Source organism: Devosia salina (assembly GCF_019504385.1).
GTDB classification, from domain to species: Bacteria; Pseudomonadota; Alphaproteobacteria; order Rhizobiales; family Devosiaceae; genus Devosia; species Devosia salina.
The window spans coordinates 3,882,659-3,900,522 of record NZ_CP080590.1; the positions used below are offsets into that span (position 1 = coordinate 3,882,659).

Genomic DNA, 17,864 nt, shown 5'->3' on the forward strand with positions numbered 1-17,864 from the left:
CGATGGAAAATCCGATGAAAACAACGCTTCTTCGCCTTGCGGCAGCCTTCGCCATTTCGGCCGTTCCGGCCTCCGTTCTGGCCCAGGATGGCTCGACCATCACCGTCTATACGTCCCAGCCCACCGAGCAGATGACAGCCGTGATCGAGGCGTTCAACGTCGATCACCCCGAGATCACCGTCGAACTCTTCCGTTCGGGCACGACCGAAGTGATGAGCAAGCTGCAGGCCGAAGTGGCCGCCGGTCAGGTCCAGGCCGACGTCATCCTGATCGCCGATGCGGTCGCCATGACGCAGCTCAAGAACGAAGGCCTGCTCTATGCCTATACCGACGCGCCGGTCGAAAACCTTCCGGCCAGCGTCGTTGATCCGGACATGACCTTTTTCGGCACCAAGCTGATCACCACCGGCATCATCTACAACACCGACCTGGTCGACACGCCGCCGACTGCCTGGGCCGACCTCACCCAGCCCGAGATCGCCTCAGGCCTCATCATGCCGAGCCCGCTTTATTCCGGCGCGGCCGTCATCCATGTCGGCACCGTTGCGCAGCAGCCCGAATTCGGCTGGGAATATTACGAGACTCTCGCTGACAATGGCGCCGTGGCCGGCCAGGGCAATGGCACCGTGGTCGAGGCCGTGGCGCGTGGCGAAAAGCCCTATGGCATCATCATCGAATATATGGCGCTCAACGCCAAGAAGGACGGCTCGCCCGTCGATTTCGTCTTCCCGGCCGAGGGCGTTTCCTCCATCACCCAGCCGATCGCCATCTTCAAGGACACCGACGCGCTCGAAGCTGCCAAGATCTTTGTCGACTGGCAGTTGTCCGCGTCCGCCCAGGAGCAGTCGGTCACCCAGGGCTACTTCCCGATCTTTGCCGGCGTTGCCGTTCCCGAAGGCTATCCGGAAGTCGATTCCCTGAACATTCTGCCGGCCGACTTCGACCAGATGCTGGCCGACGACGAAGCCAACAAGCAGCACTTTGCCGATCTCTTCGGCGGCTGATCGCCTGGGCCTGCTGCCACCCCTGCGCATGCGGTGGCCTTCGCAGTCCGGCGAGGTTTTCCTCCTCGCCGGACTGTGTCTTTACGTGCTCGTGGTCGGGGTGATGCCGCTCGGCCGGCTGCTGATCGAGGCGCTGCGGCCTGGCGAGGACGGCCAGGCCTTCGGCATCCTGCTCGACGTCTGGCAGAGCCGCGCGGCGCCACGCGCACTCGGCAATACGATGATTGCCTCGGTCGGCGCGACCATGGTCTCGCTGCTGATCGGGGGGCTGGGCGCGGCCGTGCTGCATCTGACCGACATTCGCGGCCGGACAGCACTTGGCTTCCTGCTATTGCTGCCCATGCTGATCCCGCCGCAGATCTCGGCCCTGGCCTGGATCGAACTCACCGGCCCCTCAAGCCCGCTCCTACGCCTCGCCGGCCTTGCGCCGCCACCGGGCACCACCAATCCTCTATATTCCATGGGCGGCATCATCTGGGTCATGGGGCTCGAACATGCGCCGCTGGTCATGCTGGCGACGCTGACCTCTTTGCGCGCACTGCCGCGCGATCTCGTCGAAGCCGCCAGCGTGAGCGGCGCGCGGCGCACGGCGATCCTCTGGCGCATCGTCTTGCCACTGGCCCGGCCGGGCCTGTTGGCCGGCGGTGCCCTTGCCTTCGTCGCGGCCATCGGCAATTTCGGCGTGCCGGCACTGCTCGGCATCCCCGGGCGCGTCACGGTGCTGACGACCCTGATCTATCAACGCCTCACCGGCTTCGGGCCGTCGGCGCTGGCGCAGGTGGCGAGCCTGTCGCTGGTGCTGGTGCTGCTGGCTGCAGCCGGATTGTTGCTCCGCTGGCTGTTGCTGCGCCGCACCTCCTACCTCGACCGCACCGGGCAGCCCCTTGATCCCTTCGCGCTCGGCAGGTTCCGCCTGCCCATGGAGTGTGTCGTCTGGCTGCTTGTGCTGCTGATTTCGGTTCTGCCGCTGCTGGCACTGATCGCCAGCGCCCTTGTTCCGGCGCTTGGCGTTCGCTTGAGCGTTGCCACCCTCAGCCTCGATAATTTCGGCTTCCTTTTCAGCAATGCCGCCCTGCGCCGCGCCTTCACCAACAGCTTTCTTCTGGCCGGCGCCGCTGCGCTGATTTCGGCCCTGGCCAGTTTCATCCTCGGCTACCTGACCACCGTCCGCCGAAATGCGCTCGCCCGGCTGCTAGATCTTCTTGCCGACGCGCCCTATGCCGTTCCCGGCACTGTGCTGGCGCTTGGTGTAATCATGGTCTTCCTGCCGCCACTGCCGGTGTTCGGCGTGTCACTCTATGGCACCGCCTGGATCATTCTAGTCGCCTATCTGGCCCGCTTCTTGCCACTGGCGCTCCGTCCTGTCGCGGCAAGCTACGCCACGATGGATCCGGCACTCGACGAGGCCGGCCAGATCCTCGGTGCGCGCGTGCCGCGGCGGCTTGTGCAGCTGTCGCTGCCCTCGGTGCTGCCCGCAACCATTGCCGGTGCCCTCCTCGTCTTCATGAGCGCCTTCAACGAATTGACGCTCTCGGCCCTCCTGTGGTCAACCGGCACAGAGACGCTGGGCGTGATGGTGTTCTTCCTGCAGTATGAGGGGAACTCCCCGGCGGCCTCGGCCCTGGCCACCGTCGTCGTTGCCGTGACCCTGGCGGTAGCCCTGCTGCTTGAAGTCACCGCGCGCCGCTTTGCCCCCAGCGCGTCGCTGCTCTAGCTTCCGGATGCGTGGCTTTGCCCATATCCGACAAACCGACTGAACTGCCCAAATGCACAATCCCGCGTAGTGTATGGAAGGGGAAACAGCGGGGGCTGCTGGCGGAACTATCCCTGCCAAATTTGCATGTCTGCTTTCGAGAACCGGCTTTTTGGCTCTTAACGGCCGGAACGGGGCGCGTTGCTGCCAGGCGAATTAGGAAGCCCCCTGCCCTTCCCGCCAGGTTCGCAGGTAAAGAGTGAGGGGCAGAATCCGGTCGGCCTAGTTTCCGGTTGAAATCTAAGGAAGCTGAAGTCTCCAATCCACATACCGCTGATGCCGACTTCGAGGCCAGACCAAATCAGAGCCAGAAAGAGTGGGTGCCACCTGACGGACCGACCAGTAGCGCACAACAGTCGGTGCCTAAACTTAACCGCCGGCTGTCCTGGGAAACGCGGTCCACTCCCACAGTCGGCTCCAAAACGGCACGAATCAGGTCAACTGAAGTCCTGTACCTAGTAAAAGGTATCTGCAATACCGGTCTATATTTGCCGCACACAGTCTTCTTCAAGAAAGTGAGTGCGTGGCGGTTCCAACTTGGCCAGCATCATCGATGCTCATCGTCACTTGCTTCAAGGCCATTGGCACAGCGTCAAGGAAGCACCAGGTTCGAAGGAAATCGACTGAAGAAATTGTCGATATTTTCGAACACCTGGTTGGCAACAGCTTGAGTGGCTTCGCGGCTGCCCAGGCGACATGGGGTGTCAGAACAAAGTCCGGACGGCCCATCAACCTCTGGAACGGATGATCGGCCGGCATGGGCTCGACGGTGACCACGTCGAACCCCGCCCCTGCGATCTGTCCCGACTCGAGCGCTACGGCCAGCGCCGCCTCATCCACTAGCCCGCCGCGTCCGGTATTGACGACCAGCGGCTTGCGCCGCATCCGCGCAAACTCGGCGGCGCCGATCATGTGGCGCGTCTCATGACGCAGCGGCAGATGGAAAGTAAGAACGTCGGATTCTTCTAGGACGGCCTCGAATGGGGTGCGATTCGCTTGGGTCGGGGCACCGCGGCGGGCGGCAAACAGCACCTTCATCCCGAAGGCTCGGGCGATGCCGGCCACCGACTGACCGATGGTGCCGCCGCCGAAAATTCCAATGGTCGATCCTGCAAGGTCCTGTATCGGATAATCGAAGTAGCAGAACTGGCCGCTTTGCTGCCAGCGGCCCTTTCCGACTGAGTGGTGATACGGCATGAGGCTGCGCCGCAGCGCCAGCATCAGCGCAAAGGTATGCTCGGGCACGGTGTGGAGGGCGTAGTCGCGCACATTGCACACGGCGGCGCCACGCTCGGCGCAGGCCTTAACGTCGATGACGTCATAGCCGGTGGCGGCAACGGCCACCAGCTTGAGCTGCCGCGCCTGCGCCAGAACGGCTCGTGTGATCGGCACCTTGTTGGTGATGATCACCGCGGCATCGGCGACACGGGCAGCAGCTTCGTTAGGAGCGGTGCGCTCATAAAGCACCAGTTCGTGCGGGAACTTCGGACCTTTGATCCTGGTGTCCGCGGGAAAAGTGCCGCGATCCAGCATGACGATACGGTGAGGTAGGGCGTCCATAGGTCTGTTCCTTCCGGCGGACTATCAGAGAATGGATTGGGCGAGCCACTGCCCATCGGCAGCGCGGCGGGGCACGCGGCTAGCGAGAATTAGGAGGTTGACGCGGTGCGAGACGCATCTCAGCAGGGACACTTACAGCCGCGCCGGTCGTTGGTGTTTGGTGATGAATAGTGCACGCAAAAGGAAACGCTAGATAAGAGCCTTGAAGGCAAGGCCGAGCCCGGAGGCGAGGAGCAGGCCGAATGTAACGCGGCGCAGGGTCTCGGGTGAGAGCACGGGCGGCCATCGGTGTGCTATCTCGGTGGCGGCGAGAATCACCGGAATCGTCAGCAAGCTCCACAACACAGGGATAAAGGGAAAATCACCGGTCGCAACGACCAATGTCGTCCGCAGCAGAATGCCGACAGTGAAGACAAGGACAAGAGTCACCCGGATCGACGTGATCGCCATGGGCTGGCGATAGAACAGGTAGACCAAGGGTGGCCCCGCAGTGGCAAAGAGCCCTCCCATGAGACCGCCTGCAGCTCCGGCTACAATGAATTGCCTCGCTGATGACCTTTTGCTCAAGGGGTGGGGTCGGGACACAAGCTGGACCGCAGCTGCAATGATCACCACTCCCAGGATCAATTGCAAAAGTACCAGGTTCGAGGCGGCGACGCGTTCCAGCATCGCATAACCAGCGATTGTTGCAGCGAGCGACGGACCGGCCACAAGCCAGAATTCCCGCCAGGCAACATATCGCCAGCCTCTGATCAGGATGTGAACGGAGTTCACCACCGACAGGATGCCTACGATAATCGCCGCGTCTGCAAGTGAAATGAGGCCGAGAATGGCTATTGCGCACATCATAACCAGGCCAAAGGCAAATCCGGTAAGGGTCTGCAGATAAGCAGCGACGCCTGCGACCAGCATGAGCTGGCACAGATCGATTGTGGTCATCACTGTCGCCTATCGCTTTCCGAACACGGGTCTGATTTTGACGCTTTCCGATTCCAAGCCGGGCTTCTAGAGAGGGGCCTTGGATAGGCAGCGATAGAAATCTTCAAAGATCGCATCGCGGTTCAGGTCATAGGCCTCAACCATGGGGTGCCTCATACTGTCCTGGCGCCAATAAAGGCCCGGATCCAGGCTGGGCGCTTGGGTATCAAATGTCGAGACGTAGGCCGGGTCTAGGAGCCAGGCGACATTGATCATGTCCCAAATCACCCAGGTCTTTGCTTCGGCCCCGGTGATGGCGAACATCTCGTGTAGCGGATTGTTGGTGTAAAGGTGGTGCAAATAATCGCCGATAGCCCCCTGCCCCTTTACGAACCGCTCCATTTCCGGAAGTGAAATTTTCAGTTGGGCGCCGACGTGATAGCCCGGCAGATAGACCTGCGGCACACCGCAGTCAAAAAGCAGGCGTGAAGAAAGCCGGTCCTGCACCAGATTGAGCGAGGGCTCGTTGGAGAATGGCGCATAGGTCGGGAACCCAGCGGTCCAGACCACAACCATGTTGTCGATGATGTCGGGCGCCATCAACAGGGCGGAAGCGATGTTGGTCAACGCTCCCATGGCCAGCACATAGACCGGGCCATCTTCGCGACGTCGGGCGCTCTCGACAATGAAGCGGGCGGCCGGAGTATCAAACGGGGAGTCAAAGCTTTCGAGGTAACCTGGGGCGCCGCGGTAAACCTTGCCCTCGTGGTCGACGCCACACTTTCCGAAGACGCGCAGGATCTCTTGGTAGGAGAGCTCGGCGCCTTCCTTGGGCAGAGTAAACAGCGTCTCCTTGGGATCGCTTCCGGTATCGACCATGCGCTGCGCCCAGCCAGCCAGTCCACCCATGAACTTTTCTTCAGCAGGATTTTCCGGGCCGCCACGCTTGAGAATGGCAACCGAACGAATGAGGTTGTCCTGGTGATGGGCAAATGAGAATGGCACCGCCGTCACGCCTTCAAGCCGCACGCGGTCGGGCGAGAGCAAAGCCCAGGCCAACGCATACTGGTCGTCGATTTCATTGGCCGTGTCAGTATCGATAATTACACGGGCCAAGTGCCCCGGGTGGGCAAGCAGCCTCTGGTAGAGCTCAGCGGAAAGCTTGGGAAAGCGCGCGATCACGTCTTGGTCTAGCATAGTCGAAATCCTAGTTTCCGAAGCCCTTGCCGAAAGCTTCTTCCTTGATGAACCGTTCGGAAATGATGAGCAGAATTACCCCTGGCAGGGTCACGATCAGCGTGATGCCAGCAGCAGACGCATCGAGCGTCCCGCCTGCGATCTTTGAAAACAGGAGCGTTGGCAGGGTGATTATCTTGCCCTGCCCCAAAAAGAAGGTGAGTAGGAAGATGTTGGTGGACACAAGGAAGGTGAACAAGGCACCCGCCACCACGCCCGGCAGCAGCATGGGGAGCGTCACAAGCCGCAGAACCTGCCACCTGCTGGCGCCCAGGATCATTGCCTGCTCCTCGAAGTCCTTGCCCAGCCCCTGATAGACCGCCGTCAGCATGCGGATCATGTAAGGGATGGTGGGGATCAGATGAGCGATGATGATACCGGGATAGCTGCCGGCAATGCCCATGCGTATGAAGATCATCAGCAAGGCGATACCGATGGCGGCCTCGGGCACGATCAGTGGCAGGGACAGGAAGAACTCAAAGCCTGACTTGCCCCGAAAGCTCTCCCGGGCCAGCACCCGCGCTGCCGGCAGGCAAATGGCGAGGCAGATTACGGTCACGATTCCGCCGATCACCACGGTATTGATCGTTGCCTCGAGAATGCGGCTGTAAGGCGACAGCACATAGTCCCAGGCAAGCGGCATCCTTGAGACTTCACGCTGCTCCATCCACCAGGTTCCGGGCAGTAGGTCGGGCCATGCCCAACGGAACGCCAGGCTTTGGATGATCAGCGGCAGAAACGGCCCCAGGATGAACCCGACGATCAGGATCAGATAGATCTTCTGAAAGCCAGAGAGCTGGTTGTTCAAGGCAGTGCTGGAAAATTTGCGGGCCATCACGTTCTCCCGATCTTTCGTTCAAAGCGGCGATAGATGGCCAGGTAGGAGAACAAGATGACGCCAGCGACCAGAGCTATGGAAACCACGGTGGCCATACCCTGCAATTGCAGGGTGTAGTCAGCATCGTTGAAGTAGCGCCATGCCACGACGGGCAAGGTGTCTGGGAACCCGCCTCCCAGGATGAACGGTGCTTCGAAAGCCCCGACATTGAAGGCAAAGCAGATCAGGGTGGACGACACGATTCCGGGCATGATCTGGGGCAGTGTCACCTGAGTCAGGATCTGCCAACGATTAGCGCCAAGAATGGCCGCCGCCTCTTCGGTTTCCCGGCCGATCCCGAGCATCACCGCATAGATCGCCAAGGTGATAAATGGAACCTGCTTCCAGACATAAACCGCAATGATGCCCCAACCGGCATGGGTCTTGAGGATCTGCGGAAACTGGGAGGGATCGGAAATAAGGCCAAAGAACGCAGCCAGTCGTGAGATCATGCCGCCATTGCCCAGCATGATTACGGCCAGGGCGATGCCCACCGTGTAAGGGATCATCAGCGGCAGCTTATAGATATACTTGTACAGGTGCTTGCCCGGAAAAGTGCGCACCAAGGCCAATGCCAACGCTATCCCCATGGCCAGGGCAATGACTGTCGAAACCGTAGCATAATAGAGCGTCAGCCAAAGCGATTGCCAGAAAGAGGCCGAGCCCCACAACGCGCCAAAGTATTGAAAGCTTGGGAACGTATTGACCCCGAACCACGGGGCGAACCCCAGTGATTGCACGACGGCAAGCACCAGGGCACCGCCAAAGAGCACCGCGAGGATGAGCAACACTGGGGAAAGCTGCAGCCAGAGCCACATTCTTTCCTTCAGTGCGCTGTCGTGGGAGCGTGCCATATCAAAACTTCCGAGGACAAATTGGAGACTGTTGGCCCGACCTGCGCCGGGCCAACAAATTGCCGTTACTGGTTCAGATTCTCGGCTGCGCGGGTCACAATGGTTTCGATCGAGTCCGTGCTGTCGCGTTCGATGTATTCGAGCCAGGTGGCTTCAATCACATCCACCAGGGTCGCGTTGGTATCGGGTGCGATGTTTGCGTCGAGCTCGGAAGCATCGAGGCCCGTGTGGCCCGGCGAGGCTGCAGCAAGCGCTGCAGCGTCTTCCTCGCTGAGGAGCCACGGATCAATGCCGGCCGGCATGCCGGTGAATTCGAGCTTGGAGATCTGCGCTTCAACGGTGGTCATGTAGTCGGCCAGGACCAGAGCAGCTGCCGGGTTGGGCGCATTGGCCGGAATGGCCAGATAGTTCTTGTTCTTGATCATGTTGCCTTCTGGAAACACGAACTCCTGGGCGCCTTCAGGATAGGTTCCCTGGCTGAGACCGGTGGCCACCGCATAAAGGCCGAACTTGCAGTTGAAGTTGACCTCGCCATTGAGGAACAAGCCGTCCAGCGCGTTTTGATCTTCCGGATAGCGCGGCGTGCCGCTGTCACCGCCGAGAAGCAGAGGCTCGAGGTTCTTCAGGTATTCCAGACCCGGAGTGATCAGGCGCGCCAGTTCGGACGTCCCCAATTCCTCGAGCGACTGCTGGAACGGTTCTGCACCAGTGCCATCGGGATTGTGCGCGTAAATCGCCTGCTGCACGAAGGTGTTGCCGATGTAGTGCGGCGGCTTCACGTAAATGAACTTGCCGGGGTTGGCTTCAAGATAGCCCTGCATTTCCTCGAATGTATGGGGCACCTCTTCGGCGCTCACACGATCTGAGTTCAAGGCACAGACATATTGCTCGCCGGACCAGGGAACCTCCGCCCCACCGGTGGTCACACCGAAGTCGCGCAGATTGAGCAGCGAGCGGGGGTCGCTTTCGTCCCACTCGATGTTCTTTGCGTTTGGCAACAGCGGCGCAAAGGCTCCAAAAAGCGCGTCCTGTTCTTTGAGGGTCGAGAAGTTCTCGCCATTGAGCCAGATCGCATCGACGCTGCCTTCACCGACCATCTTGCCCGAACCAAGCTCGGCTAGAACGAGGTCGACGGCGTCCTTGGTGCCCGTGATGCGAACGGGATTGAGAGTTACACCCAGCTCGGACATTGCCGGAGCAACGACGCTGTCCATCCAAACGTTGAGTGGATCGCTACCGCCCCAATAGTACAGATTCACGGTGCCTTCGGCTTGCGCGCGCTCGGTCACGGCTGACCAATCGAGGTCTCCGGCGAGAAAGCTCTCGCGGAATTCGGTGGCGGCCGGATCCTCTGCCTGTGCGGCGCCTGCTACAAGCAGTGCAGCGAGCGAAACGCCTAGTGCCAGTTTATGCATATTGAATTTCCTCCTCTTGAAAAATCGTTTCTTAGTCGTCGCCCCTGTTGCTAGCGGGCGATAGTCCACACCCGGTCCGGCTGGACCGAGAGAACAACTGACTGGCCCACGTCGAGTAGACGGCGGGACTGTTCGGCGACGGTGATGTCCTCTCCAGCACCGACCACATATTGAACAGACGCACCGAAAAACTCGCGCGCCTTGATCTTGCCAGAGATCAGGTTCTGGGCACCTTGGGGCACCTCGGACTCGGGGTAGAGATCGATGCCTTCGCTGCGCAGCATTACATGCACATCGTCACCCGCCCTGAGGCCAGGCTGCGGCGTGATCTCAATGGCTCCAAACGAGGCTTCCGCGCGATCGGCCGCTGCGAGCTTCGCGCTGAAGATATTGCTGGCCCCCATGAAGTCGGCGACTTCAGTGGAATTGGGCTGCTGGTAGAGCTCCTGCGGGGCGCCGAACTGGGCAAGCTTGCCGTTGAAGATGACCGCCACCCGATCCGCCAATTCCATGGCTTCGACCTGGTCGTGGGTCACAAAGATGGTAGTAATGCCGAGGCGGTTCTGCAGGTCGCGGATGAAGCGCCGCATCTCGCCACGCAGCTTTGTGTCAAGATTGGCCAGCGGCTCGTCCATCATCAGAACGGAGGGCTTTGTAATCAGCGTGCGCGCAATGGCAACGCGCTGCATCTGGCCGCCAGAGAGCTGCGCCGGGAAGCGCTTGCGGAATTTGTTGAGCTGTACAACCTCGAGAATCTCCTCAAGGCGCTCGCTGATTTCCTTCTTGGGCAGGCCCCGCACATCGAGCCCGAACGTGACGTTCTTTTCGACCGTCATGTGGGGAAAAAGTGCGTAGCGCTGAAATACCATGCCGACGTTTCGTTTCTGCACGGCAACGTCCGAAACGTCCTTACCGTCAAACAAGACCTCTCCACTCGTCGGCGCCTCAAGCCCGGCGATCATGCGCAACGTCGTCGTCTTGCCGCAGCCGGAAGGCCCCAGGAGAGCGACCAGTTCCCCGGACTTGATATCGAGATCAATGGATTCGATCGCCGTAAATGCACCAAATCGCTTCTGAACCGCATTGAGCCGGACTTCGGTCACGCGTGCCCTCCCTTAGTGTCAATTGGTTCTATCCAATTCGATACTACAAATTAATGCCGAAAATTTCCCCGTGTCAACTCCAAACGCCTCGTCGGCGAAGAGAAGGACGAATTCCTAGCGCTTTTTGATGCCTAAAGTGACGAGCCCGGACCACTCGCCAAACTCTGTCAGAACCTGTTCCCAATGGCCGGCAACGAGGACAAAGTGGTGCTCGACGCCGTGATCGAGAACTGCCGCCACGACATCGCTTGCGCTGCAGGGATTCCCGTCGGCAACGAAGCATGACACCCAGCCACGGCAGCCCGTAAATCCAGTTTCCGGCGCCTTGACGACTTCCGCCTCAAAGCTGAAGCGGCTGGCACCACTGCGTCCCAATCGAAGCACCGTCACCGCCCCGAGGGCAAAACAATAGTCCGCAATGGCACCGTAGATCGGCCCTTGCACAGTTCCCCGACCAATCATCGGATGATTAATCCAGCGCGCACGACCTTCGGCGAGATGCAGCGGTCCCCCACCGCCATGCCACATCAGGATGCGATCTTGCGCGAGCTGCGGCGAGGTCATGTCTAGCAGGCAGCCGACTCGGCCCGTCATGGACCTGACTGCAAGCTGGGTCACCGCGCCCATAACATCGCCTTCCGAGGCGACGGGGATGGCGTTATGCTCTTCCAACCAGCTGAAAGCGGCGCCCGGATGAAAGCCCGGATCCTGCTGCAGGGCCGGCCAATCGGACACAGCCAGCGCATCATACCGATTGACCTGCGCCAGTTCGCGCAAAGCCAGCACCATGCGCGCAGCCAGGTCCATCTGCGCCATGGATACGCCATCAACGTCGGCAGCAGTCGACATGGCGCTCAGTTCCCGGGCGACCATTTCATCAGGAAAGCCGCTCATGGCTTGGGTCAGATGATGGAGATCGACATGTTCGACTTCCACGCCGAGCCGCGAAAACAGCGCGTCCTGATCAACAGCCATGTTGTAGAAGGTTGGAGCCAGTCCGCCCACCACCCCGATCCGCGCTCCGCGCAGGGCCGTGCACATTCCCAACGCCTTGATCGTCTGACGCAACTGCCCAAGCAATGTCGTATCGTCCGGCGCTCCGAAGTACCAGCGAACCGGCGAACTTTCCAAGTCACGGACCCCACGGGCAATCGACATGCTCATATTGAGCGAAACAAAATTGTTGAGCTGGATGTCGCCCTCGTGGATTGGCTCAGGCGTCGCCCAGAAGCCCAGAGGCACGTCATAGCTGGCCAGCGCTCGGGCAACATCGCCCATGGTAAAGCCGCCGTGCAGCAGAATGACAAAGTCTGCGCCATCCGAGAGAACAGCGTCCATGGCCGCCCGAGCCTGCTCTCCATTCATCGGCACGCTGGGAGCAACAACCAGTCGGGCGCCTTCTTCTGAGGCCAGGCCTTCCAGCGCAGACACTGCCAGATCAAAGACACCATGCTTATCCGGAAAGTAGCTTGGCAGCGATGCTTTGATCAGGCCGATGGTCAAGGGCATTATGCAGAGGTTCCGGCTGTTCGCGTGGGGGCGGATTTGTCGAGGTTGTAGGTGATGGGCGACTGACGGTAGACTTGGTCGTAAAAGACCGGCTTCTGGTCCTCGTCGAACGCCGTACAGGCCTGCGAAAGAATGGGCGCGTTGGGCTTTACGTCCAGCAGTTCAGCGATCTCGGCATCCGCGACCAGCGAGCTGATAACCTCACAGGCGCGCGTCCACTGCATCTTGAACCGCCGTCCGAGAATACGCAGGATGGATTGATTTTGACCCGTTTCGGGCAAATCTTCGGCGCTGATGCCATCCACCAGATGGCTTGGCACCCAGGTACGAACGAGCATGACGGGCGCGCCATCGACGGTTCGCAAACGACGGATCAGTGTCAATTCACTGTCAAACAGAGCGGCAACTTCCGGGGGCACCGACTTTGCAGGCGCATCGATACCCAGCAGCTTGGCCCCGGGCATCCGCCCCTCACGGATAACCTGATCCGTGAACGAGACAAGGCAGCTCGATGATGGTGGCGAAAGCGTGGAAACGACGTAGCCACTGCCCTGGCGCGCGGTGATGTATCCAGACTGAACGAGCATATCGAGCGCCTTGCGCACGGTGACACGGCTGACGTCGAACGCCTTCGCCAATGCTTCCTCGGTAGGAAGGCGCGTTCCGACCGAATACATGCCGGAATCCAGCCTGTTGAGCACCTCGTCGTGCACCGACTGGTATTTTGGAACGGACTTGGTTGCCACCTGACGACCCTTTCATGAAACACAAATTGATTAGATCAAATCAGATTCCTTGAGACCGAGCCATACGCTCTTGGTTTGCGAATAAAGCGCAATCGCCTCCTGACCCATTTCGCGGCCATAGCCGCTTTGTTTCATGCCGCCGAAGGGGGAAGCCGCGTCCGTATCGCCCCAGGTGTTGATCCAGATGGTGCCGGCCTGCAGCCGTGCCGCCATCCTGTGGGCGCGAGATACGTCATTGGTCCAAAGGCCAGCGGCCAGCCCAAAGTCGGTATTGTTGGCGCGCGAAAGCACCTCAGCTTCATCGTCAAACGAAAGCACTGCCATGACGGGTCCGAAAATCTCTTCCCTCGCGACCGACATGGTATCAGTCACTCCGTCGAGCACGGTCGGCGCGACGAAGTACCCGGCGCTGCGAACGCGCTTGCCGCCGGCAACACACTGAGCACCCTCGGCCTGCCCCTGCCCGACATAGGAAAGAACTTTGTCCATCTGATGCTGGGAGATGATGGGGCCCAGATCATGACCTTCCGAATCCATCCCCGGGCCAACCGAAAGTGCATTGGCCCGCCTGGCCAGACCGGCGACCACCTGATCGCGAATGGAGCTGTGCACAAAGAGCCGCGCGCCCGCCGTGCACGATTGCCCGTTATTTCCGAACAGCGCCCAGAACGAACCTTCGATCGCAGCTTCGATGTCGGCGTCAGGGAAAATGATGTTGGCAGCCTTGCCACCGAGCTCGAGCGAAACCTTCTTGAGATTTCCAGTCGATGCGGCAACGATCCTTCGGCCGGTTTCGGTCGAACCGGTAAAGCCGATCTTATCGACGCCCCTGTGGCTCGCCAAGGCTGCACCGGCGCCAGCGCCTAGGCCGGCCACGACGTTGAGGACGCCCGGCGGAAAACCAACTTCGAGCGCCAAGTCGGCGAGATAGAGAGCGCTCAGCGGCGTCTGTTCGGCAGGCTTGAGCACTACGGTATTGCCAGCCGCAAGCGCCGGCGCCAGCTTCCAGGCGACCATCAGCGTTGGATAGTTCCAAGGCGTGATCAACCCGCACACCCCCACTGGCTCGGCGCGGGTATAGTTGAACCGGCGTGGATCGGAAACGGGAATGGTGCGCCCTTCAATCTTGCTGGCCCAGCCGGCGAAATAGCGGAAGTGGCGGGCGGAATAGACCGCATCCACGTCGCGGGCCTTTGCAAAGGGCTTGCCGTTATCGAGTGCGTCGAGCTGCCCGAATATCTCCTTGCGGGCTTCGATCGCGTCTGCCAACCGCCAAATCAGCACACCGCGATCGTGGCTGGACATGGTGCCCCAGGGCCCGGAAAGCGCCTTTCGGGCCGTAGCGACGGCGGCCTCGATATGGTCGGCATCACCGCAGGCAACCTGCGCCAGAGGCTCCTCGGTGGAGGGGTTGAGAACCTCAATGGTTTCGCGAGCCTGAACCTGCTCAGCGCCAATGCGCAGTCCCTGGACAGAACTCAGAAAATCGGAAACCTCGGGGTTGAGCTCCAGCATGGTCATGCGATGGCCTCGCTCATGCCCGCAAGCCGGTCGCGGCCGGTTGTTTCCATCCAGCGAGCCATGGCGTTTGCTCCCTCTGATCCGAAAATGCCAATGGCATCGCTCCAAAGCGCGCGACCACACATGAAGCCTGCCGCCTCGCCGGAGCTGGACTTGCAGAACTTCAACCCTTCGACAAACCGCTCGTAAGTCACCCCGGCGCTGAGATAGACAAACGGCATGTCGCCCGCGGCGTTGGACACATCCACTACCGCGGCCTCTGCGTCGCGGCGGCTCATCGCAGGCGTCCCGAAGCCCTCGACGTAATCCAACGTAACCGGGATCTCAATCTTGAGAATATCGATCTTGTAGTCCGGGTTGACGAAATCCTCGACGGCACGTCGCACCAGTTCGGGCTTGAGCAGCGCGTACTCCTTCGATGCACCATCAGAAACGGCGCGATCATAGACGATGGGTTCAAATAGGAACGTGGTACCCTGAGCCCGGCAGCGATCTCCGATGGAGCGCACGAGATCGAACTTGCGCTTGTTCAGCTCGGCAGGATCGTTGGGGCCGTAATACAGGAAGAATTTCAGCACAGGCGCGCCGAGGGCCGGGAACTGTTCCACGGTGAGGTTATCGGGCAGGCGAGTGATGCGGTCCTCGTCGGCGATATGATAGACGTCGGCTTCGAAAGCAAGCATAGGAATGCAGGTCGGAGCCATGTGCGGCAGCAATTGGGGACCGTAGTTGGAGTCGACGAGCAGGGTCGTCGCCTGGGGGCTGGCCGTTTCCACAACAATCCGTTTGAAAGTCTGGAGGTCGTCATCGCGCGCATCGGCGCCGCGGGCAGCGGCAATCACTGCTGCCAGGCCACTGCCTTGGTCGACGGCCACGCCGTAGATGGGCTCATGGGGTTTAAAAGGAGCGGGCATCACGTCAGCGCCTCCTGGGCCAGCAGTGAGATTGAGGGAAAGGCCGGGCTGTCGGAAGGTTCGCACCAATAGGCCAGCATTTGGTCGGTCGGCTCGAGCAGAGAGATGGAGAAGCCGCCCATTTCCTGGGTGGTCACGAAACTGCCCACCATCGGGGCAATCGCCTCGATCCCGTGTGCGGCCAGGACTCTTCTGGTCTCGTTCCAGATTGTGTACAACTCCATCAAGGTGGTGCCGCCCATGCCATTGATGATAACAGCGGCACGGCCACCCCTGGCGATGGGACGGTCCTGCAATAGCTTGTCGACGATGGTCTGGACGAGCTTGTTGACCGGACCGTACGCCATTCGGCCGGCGCCCGGTTCGCCATGCACCCCCATGCCGATGAAGATTTCGCCCTCGGGTAGCTTGAACATCGGCTTGCCCGTCAGCGGAGAGATGCCAGGGGAAATAGCCGCCGAGAGGCTCACCGTGCGATCGCGCACCGCTTCGCCCAGCGCCATCAGACCATTGAGGTCCAACCCTGCTTCTGCAGCCGCGCCAAGGATCTTGTAGATGAACATGGTACCGGGAGCGCCGCGCCGATCTTGGCGCCGTTCGGGCGGAGCCGAGGCGACATCGTCGTACATCAATAGGCCCCGGACATTGAGCTCGTCGTCTTCGGCAAGCATGATCGCTGCGCGGCCATTGATCACATCGCCGGAATGCTGCGAGATCAAAAGGAGCGTTCCCGCAGCGCCGTTCACTTCGCGTATGCCATCGAGGATAAGGTCCGCCGAGGGGGCGGCAAAGACATCCCCAACCACATTGGCGTCCAGCAGGCCTTCACCAACAAAGCCCATGGCGATGGGTTCGTGTCCCGAGCCATTGCCAATCAGCACGGTGACCTTTTCGTCCGGGTTCTTGCGGGCCCGGCTGCGAACGACGACACGCGGGTCAATCTTGCCGCGTTCGACTTGGGGAAATGCGGAAACGAAGCCGTCGATCATGTCGTCGACCATGGTCTCCTGCGAGTTGAAGAGCTTGGTCATTGGCCTTCCCGGGTTTCGCGGAGAACTTCAAACAGGATTACGATTGAGGTCGCGCCGGGGTCCTGATGACCCCTGCCCTTGCCCTCGACATACTGGGCACGGCCCCTGCGGGCATGGAGAGCGATTGTCGCCTGGCACCCTTGCCGCGCAGCCTCGATGGCGGCATCCAGATCACCGTCACTGAAGGCGGAAACGGCCGGTGAGAGCGCATCAATCATGCTCTTATCACCGGCCTTTACCTGTCCTAGATCGCATATGCGGGCTTCGGCAAGCGCCAGTTCGGCCGGCAGGTCTGCGTCCGAAACAAGGTGCCGCTCGATGGCAACCAGCACCAATCCGAATAGCGTACCTGCTGCCCCACCCGAAGCGCGCATGAAGGCCTTGGCGCCCATTCCCGACTCCGCTTGGGCGGCCCTGGTGAGACCGCGCAGCATCGTTGTGCCGTGGTCGCCATCACCCAGAGCGGCATCGAGCGCGTTGAGCTCGTCCTTGCGCGCCTCAATCCTGGAAAGCAGCCGCGAAAAATACTGTTGTGCAATGGTCATCGCGAGAAGGTCCTTTGCATGAAAGACAGCGTGACCCGCGCGGCCTCGGTCGGGTCCGCTTCAATGTTGCGCCAGATATTGACGTCAGCACTTGCGGGATTGCCGGCCATGACAAACATCTCGGCTACCACCCACCCATCATACTCAATCTGCGAAAGCGCCTGCGCGGACGCTCCAAAATCGAAGTGGCCGGTTCCAGGTATTCCGCGGTCATTCTCCGAAATATGGAAATGCACCAGAGACTTGCCCGTCTCACTGATCGCGTCAGAAGGAGACTTCTCCTCGACATTCATATGGAATGTGTCGAGAAGCACACCAATGTTCTGGCTTTCGGTCGCATCCGCGATTGCCTTGGTTTCGGCAGCGGTATTGGTCACGTCCGATTCAAAACGATTTAGCGCCTCTATTCCAAGAACAACTCCTTCTTCGCGCAGCACACCATCGAGCTGGGCCAGCGTTTCGGACGCGTATTTGGCGCGCTCGGTCTTGCGAGCAGGTTCAAAATAGCCCCAGGGACTGGCAACGACCCCGGACAGGTTCTGCGCGCCCATGGCACCTGCCGTACGCACGGCAGCCGTCAGTGCCCTGATCGCTGCCGTGCGACGTTCGGGATCGGAAGAACCAGGGTCCTCCCCAGCTCCCAGACCCGTCGAGCAGGTCAGCGCCAGATCCAGCTCAACCGACAGGGTCTTTAGCTTTCCCGCATCGGAAAAGCCAACTCCCAGCAGGGAGAGCTCAACCCCGCGATAGCCAAGCTCTTTGACCTGACTCATGATCGGTGCCGGATTGTCGCTCCAAGCGCGTTGCCATAGCCCCGCATGTATGCCGAACCTCATGAGACCTCCAAATTGATAGCTACAGATTAGTATGCACCAATT

16 protein-coding genes are annotated in these 17,864 nt (G+C 60.4%); 2 read left to right on the plus strand and 14 right to left on the minus strand.

Going from position 1 to position 17,864, the window contains the following annotated elements:
* Positions 1–14: 14 nt before the first annotated feature.
* Positions 15–1,004, plus strand: coding sequence for an ABC transporter substrate-binding protein (locus K1X15_RS19010; protein ID WP_220305108.1), 990 nt, complete (start codon positions 15–17; stop codon positions 1,002–1,004).
* Complete coding sequence (locus K1X15_RS19015; protein ID WP_220305109.1) at positions 982–2,718, plus strand: ABC transporter permease; 1,737 nt, start codon at positions 982–984, stop codon at positions 2,716–2,718. Before K1X15_RS19010 ends, K1X15_RS19015 begins: the two co-directional genes overlap by 23 nt.
* Positions 2,719–3,264: 546 nt before the next feature.
* Here the strand turns inward: K1X15_RS19015 and K1X15_RS19020 are convergent.
* The 14 genes from K1X15_RS19020 to K1X15_RS19085 form a co-directional block, all read right to left on the minus strand.
* Positions 3,265–4,317, minus strand: coding sequence for an NAD(P)-dependent oxidoreductase (locus tag K1X15_RS19020; RefSeq protein WP_338033478.1), 1,053 nt, complete (start codon positions 4,315–4,317; stop codon positions 3,265–3,267).
* A gap of 189 nt (positions 4,318–4,506) precedes the next feature.
* Positions 4,507–5,256, minus strand: coding sequence for a TSUP family transporter (locus K1X15_RS19025; protein WP_220305110.1), 750 nt, complete (start codon positions 5,254–5,256; stop codon positions 4,507–4,509).
* 66 nt (positions 5,257–5,322) lie between these two features.
* A complete protein-coding gene (locus K1X15_RS19030) occupies positions 5,323–6,432 on the minus strand; it encodes a nucleoside hydrolase (RefSeq protein WP_220305111.1) in 1,110 nt (369 codons plus the stop codon).
* Between the two features lie 10 nt (positions 6,433–6,442).
* Entirely contained in the window at positions 6,443–7,306 is an 864-nt protein-coding gene (locus tag K1X15_RS19035; protein WP_240549572.1) for an ABC transporter permease, read from the minus strand.
* Positions 7,306–8,202 (minus strand): ABC transporter permease, encoded by an 897-nt coding sequence (locus K1X15_RS19040; protein ID WP_220305112.1) that lies wholly within the window; start codon positions 8,200–8,202, stop codon positions 7,306–7,308. Before K1X15_RS19040 ends, K1X15_RS19035 begins: the two co-directional genes overlap by 1 nt.
* A 65-nt stretch (positions 8,203–8,267) precedes the next feature.
* Complete coding sequence (locus K1X15_RS19045; protein WP_240549573.1) at positions 8,268–9,686, minus strand: ABC transporter substrate-binding protein; 1,419 nt, start codon at positions 9,684–9,686, stop codon at positions 8,268–8,270.
* Positions 9,668–10,720, minus strand: coding sequence for an ABC transporter ATP-binding protein (locus tag K1X15_RS19050; RefSeq protein ID WP_220305113.1), 1,053 nt, complete (start codon positions 10,718–10,720; stop codon positions 9,668–9,670). The genes K1X15_RS19045 and K1X15_RS19050 overlap by 19 nt, the downstream gene beginning before the upstream one ends.
* A 114-nt stretch (positions 10,721–10,834) precedes the next feature.
* Positions 10,835–12,223, minus strand: a complete 1,389-nt coding sequence (locus K1X15_RS19055; RefSeq protein ID WP_220305114.1) for an L-fucose/L-arabinose isomerase family protein — start codon at positions 12,221–12,223, stop codon at positions 10,835–10,837.
* A gap of 5 nt (positions 12,224–12,228) precedes the next feature.
* A complete protein-coding gene (locus K1X15_RS19060) occupies positions 12,229–12,975 on the minus strand; it encodes a GntR family transcriptional regulator (RefSeq protein WP_220305115.1) in 747 nt (248 codons plus the stop codon).
* Positions 12,976–13,005: 30 nt separating this feature from the next.
* Positions 13,006–14,496: an aldehyde dehydrogenase family protein gene (locus tag K1X15_RS19065; RefSeq protein ID WP_220305116.1), complete on the minus strand. Its 1,491-nt coding sequence runs from the start codon at positions 14,494–14,496 to the stop codon at positions 13,006–13,008.
* Positions 14,493–15,410 (minus strand): tagatose 1,6-diphosphate aldolase, encoded by a 918-nt coding sequence (locus K1X15_RS19070; protein WP_220305117.1) that lies wholly within the window; start codon positions 15,408–15,410, stop codon positions 14,493–14,495. Before K1X15_RS19070 ends, K1X15_RS19065 begins: the two co-directional genes overlap by 4 nt.
* A complete protein-coding gene (locus K1X15_RS19075; RefSeq protein WP_220305118.1) occupies positions 15,410–16,441 on the minus strand; it encodes a dihydroxyacetone kinase subunit DhaK in 1,032 nt (343 codons plus the stop codon). Before K1X15_RS19075 ends, K1X15_RS19070 begins: the two co-directional genes overlap by 1 nt.
* On the minus strand, positions 16,438–16,986 hold the full coding sequence (locus K1X15_RS19080; protein ID WP_220305119.1) for a DAK2 domain-containing protein: 549 nt from the start codon (positions 16,984–16,986) through the stop codon (positions 16,438–16,440). Before K1X15_RS19080 ends, K1X15_RS19075 begins: the two co-directional genes overlap by 4 nt.
* Positions 16,983–17,822, minus strand: a complete 840-nt coding sequence (locus K1X15_RS19085; RefSeq protein ID WP_220305120.1) for a sugar phosphate isomerase/epimerase family protein — start codon at positions 17,820–17,822, stop codon at positions 16,983–16,985. The genes K1X15_RS19080 and K1X15_RS19085 overlap by 4 nt, the downstream gene beginning before the upstream one ends.
* Between the last annotated feature and the right edge of the window lie 42 nt (positions 17,823–17,864).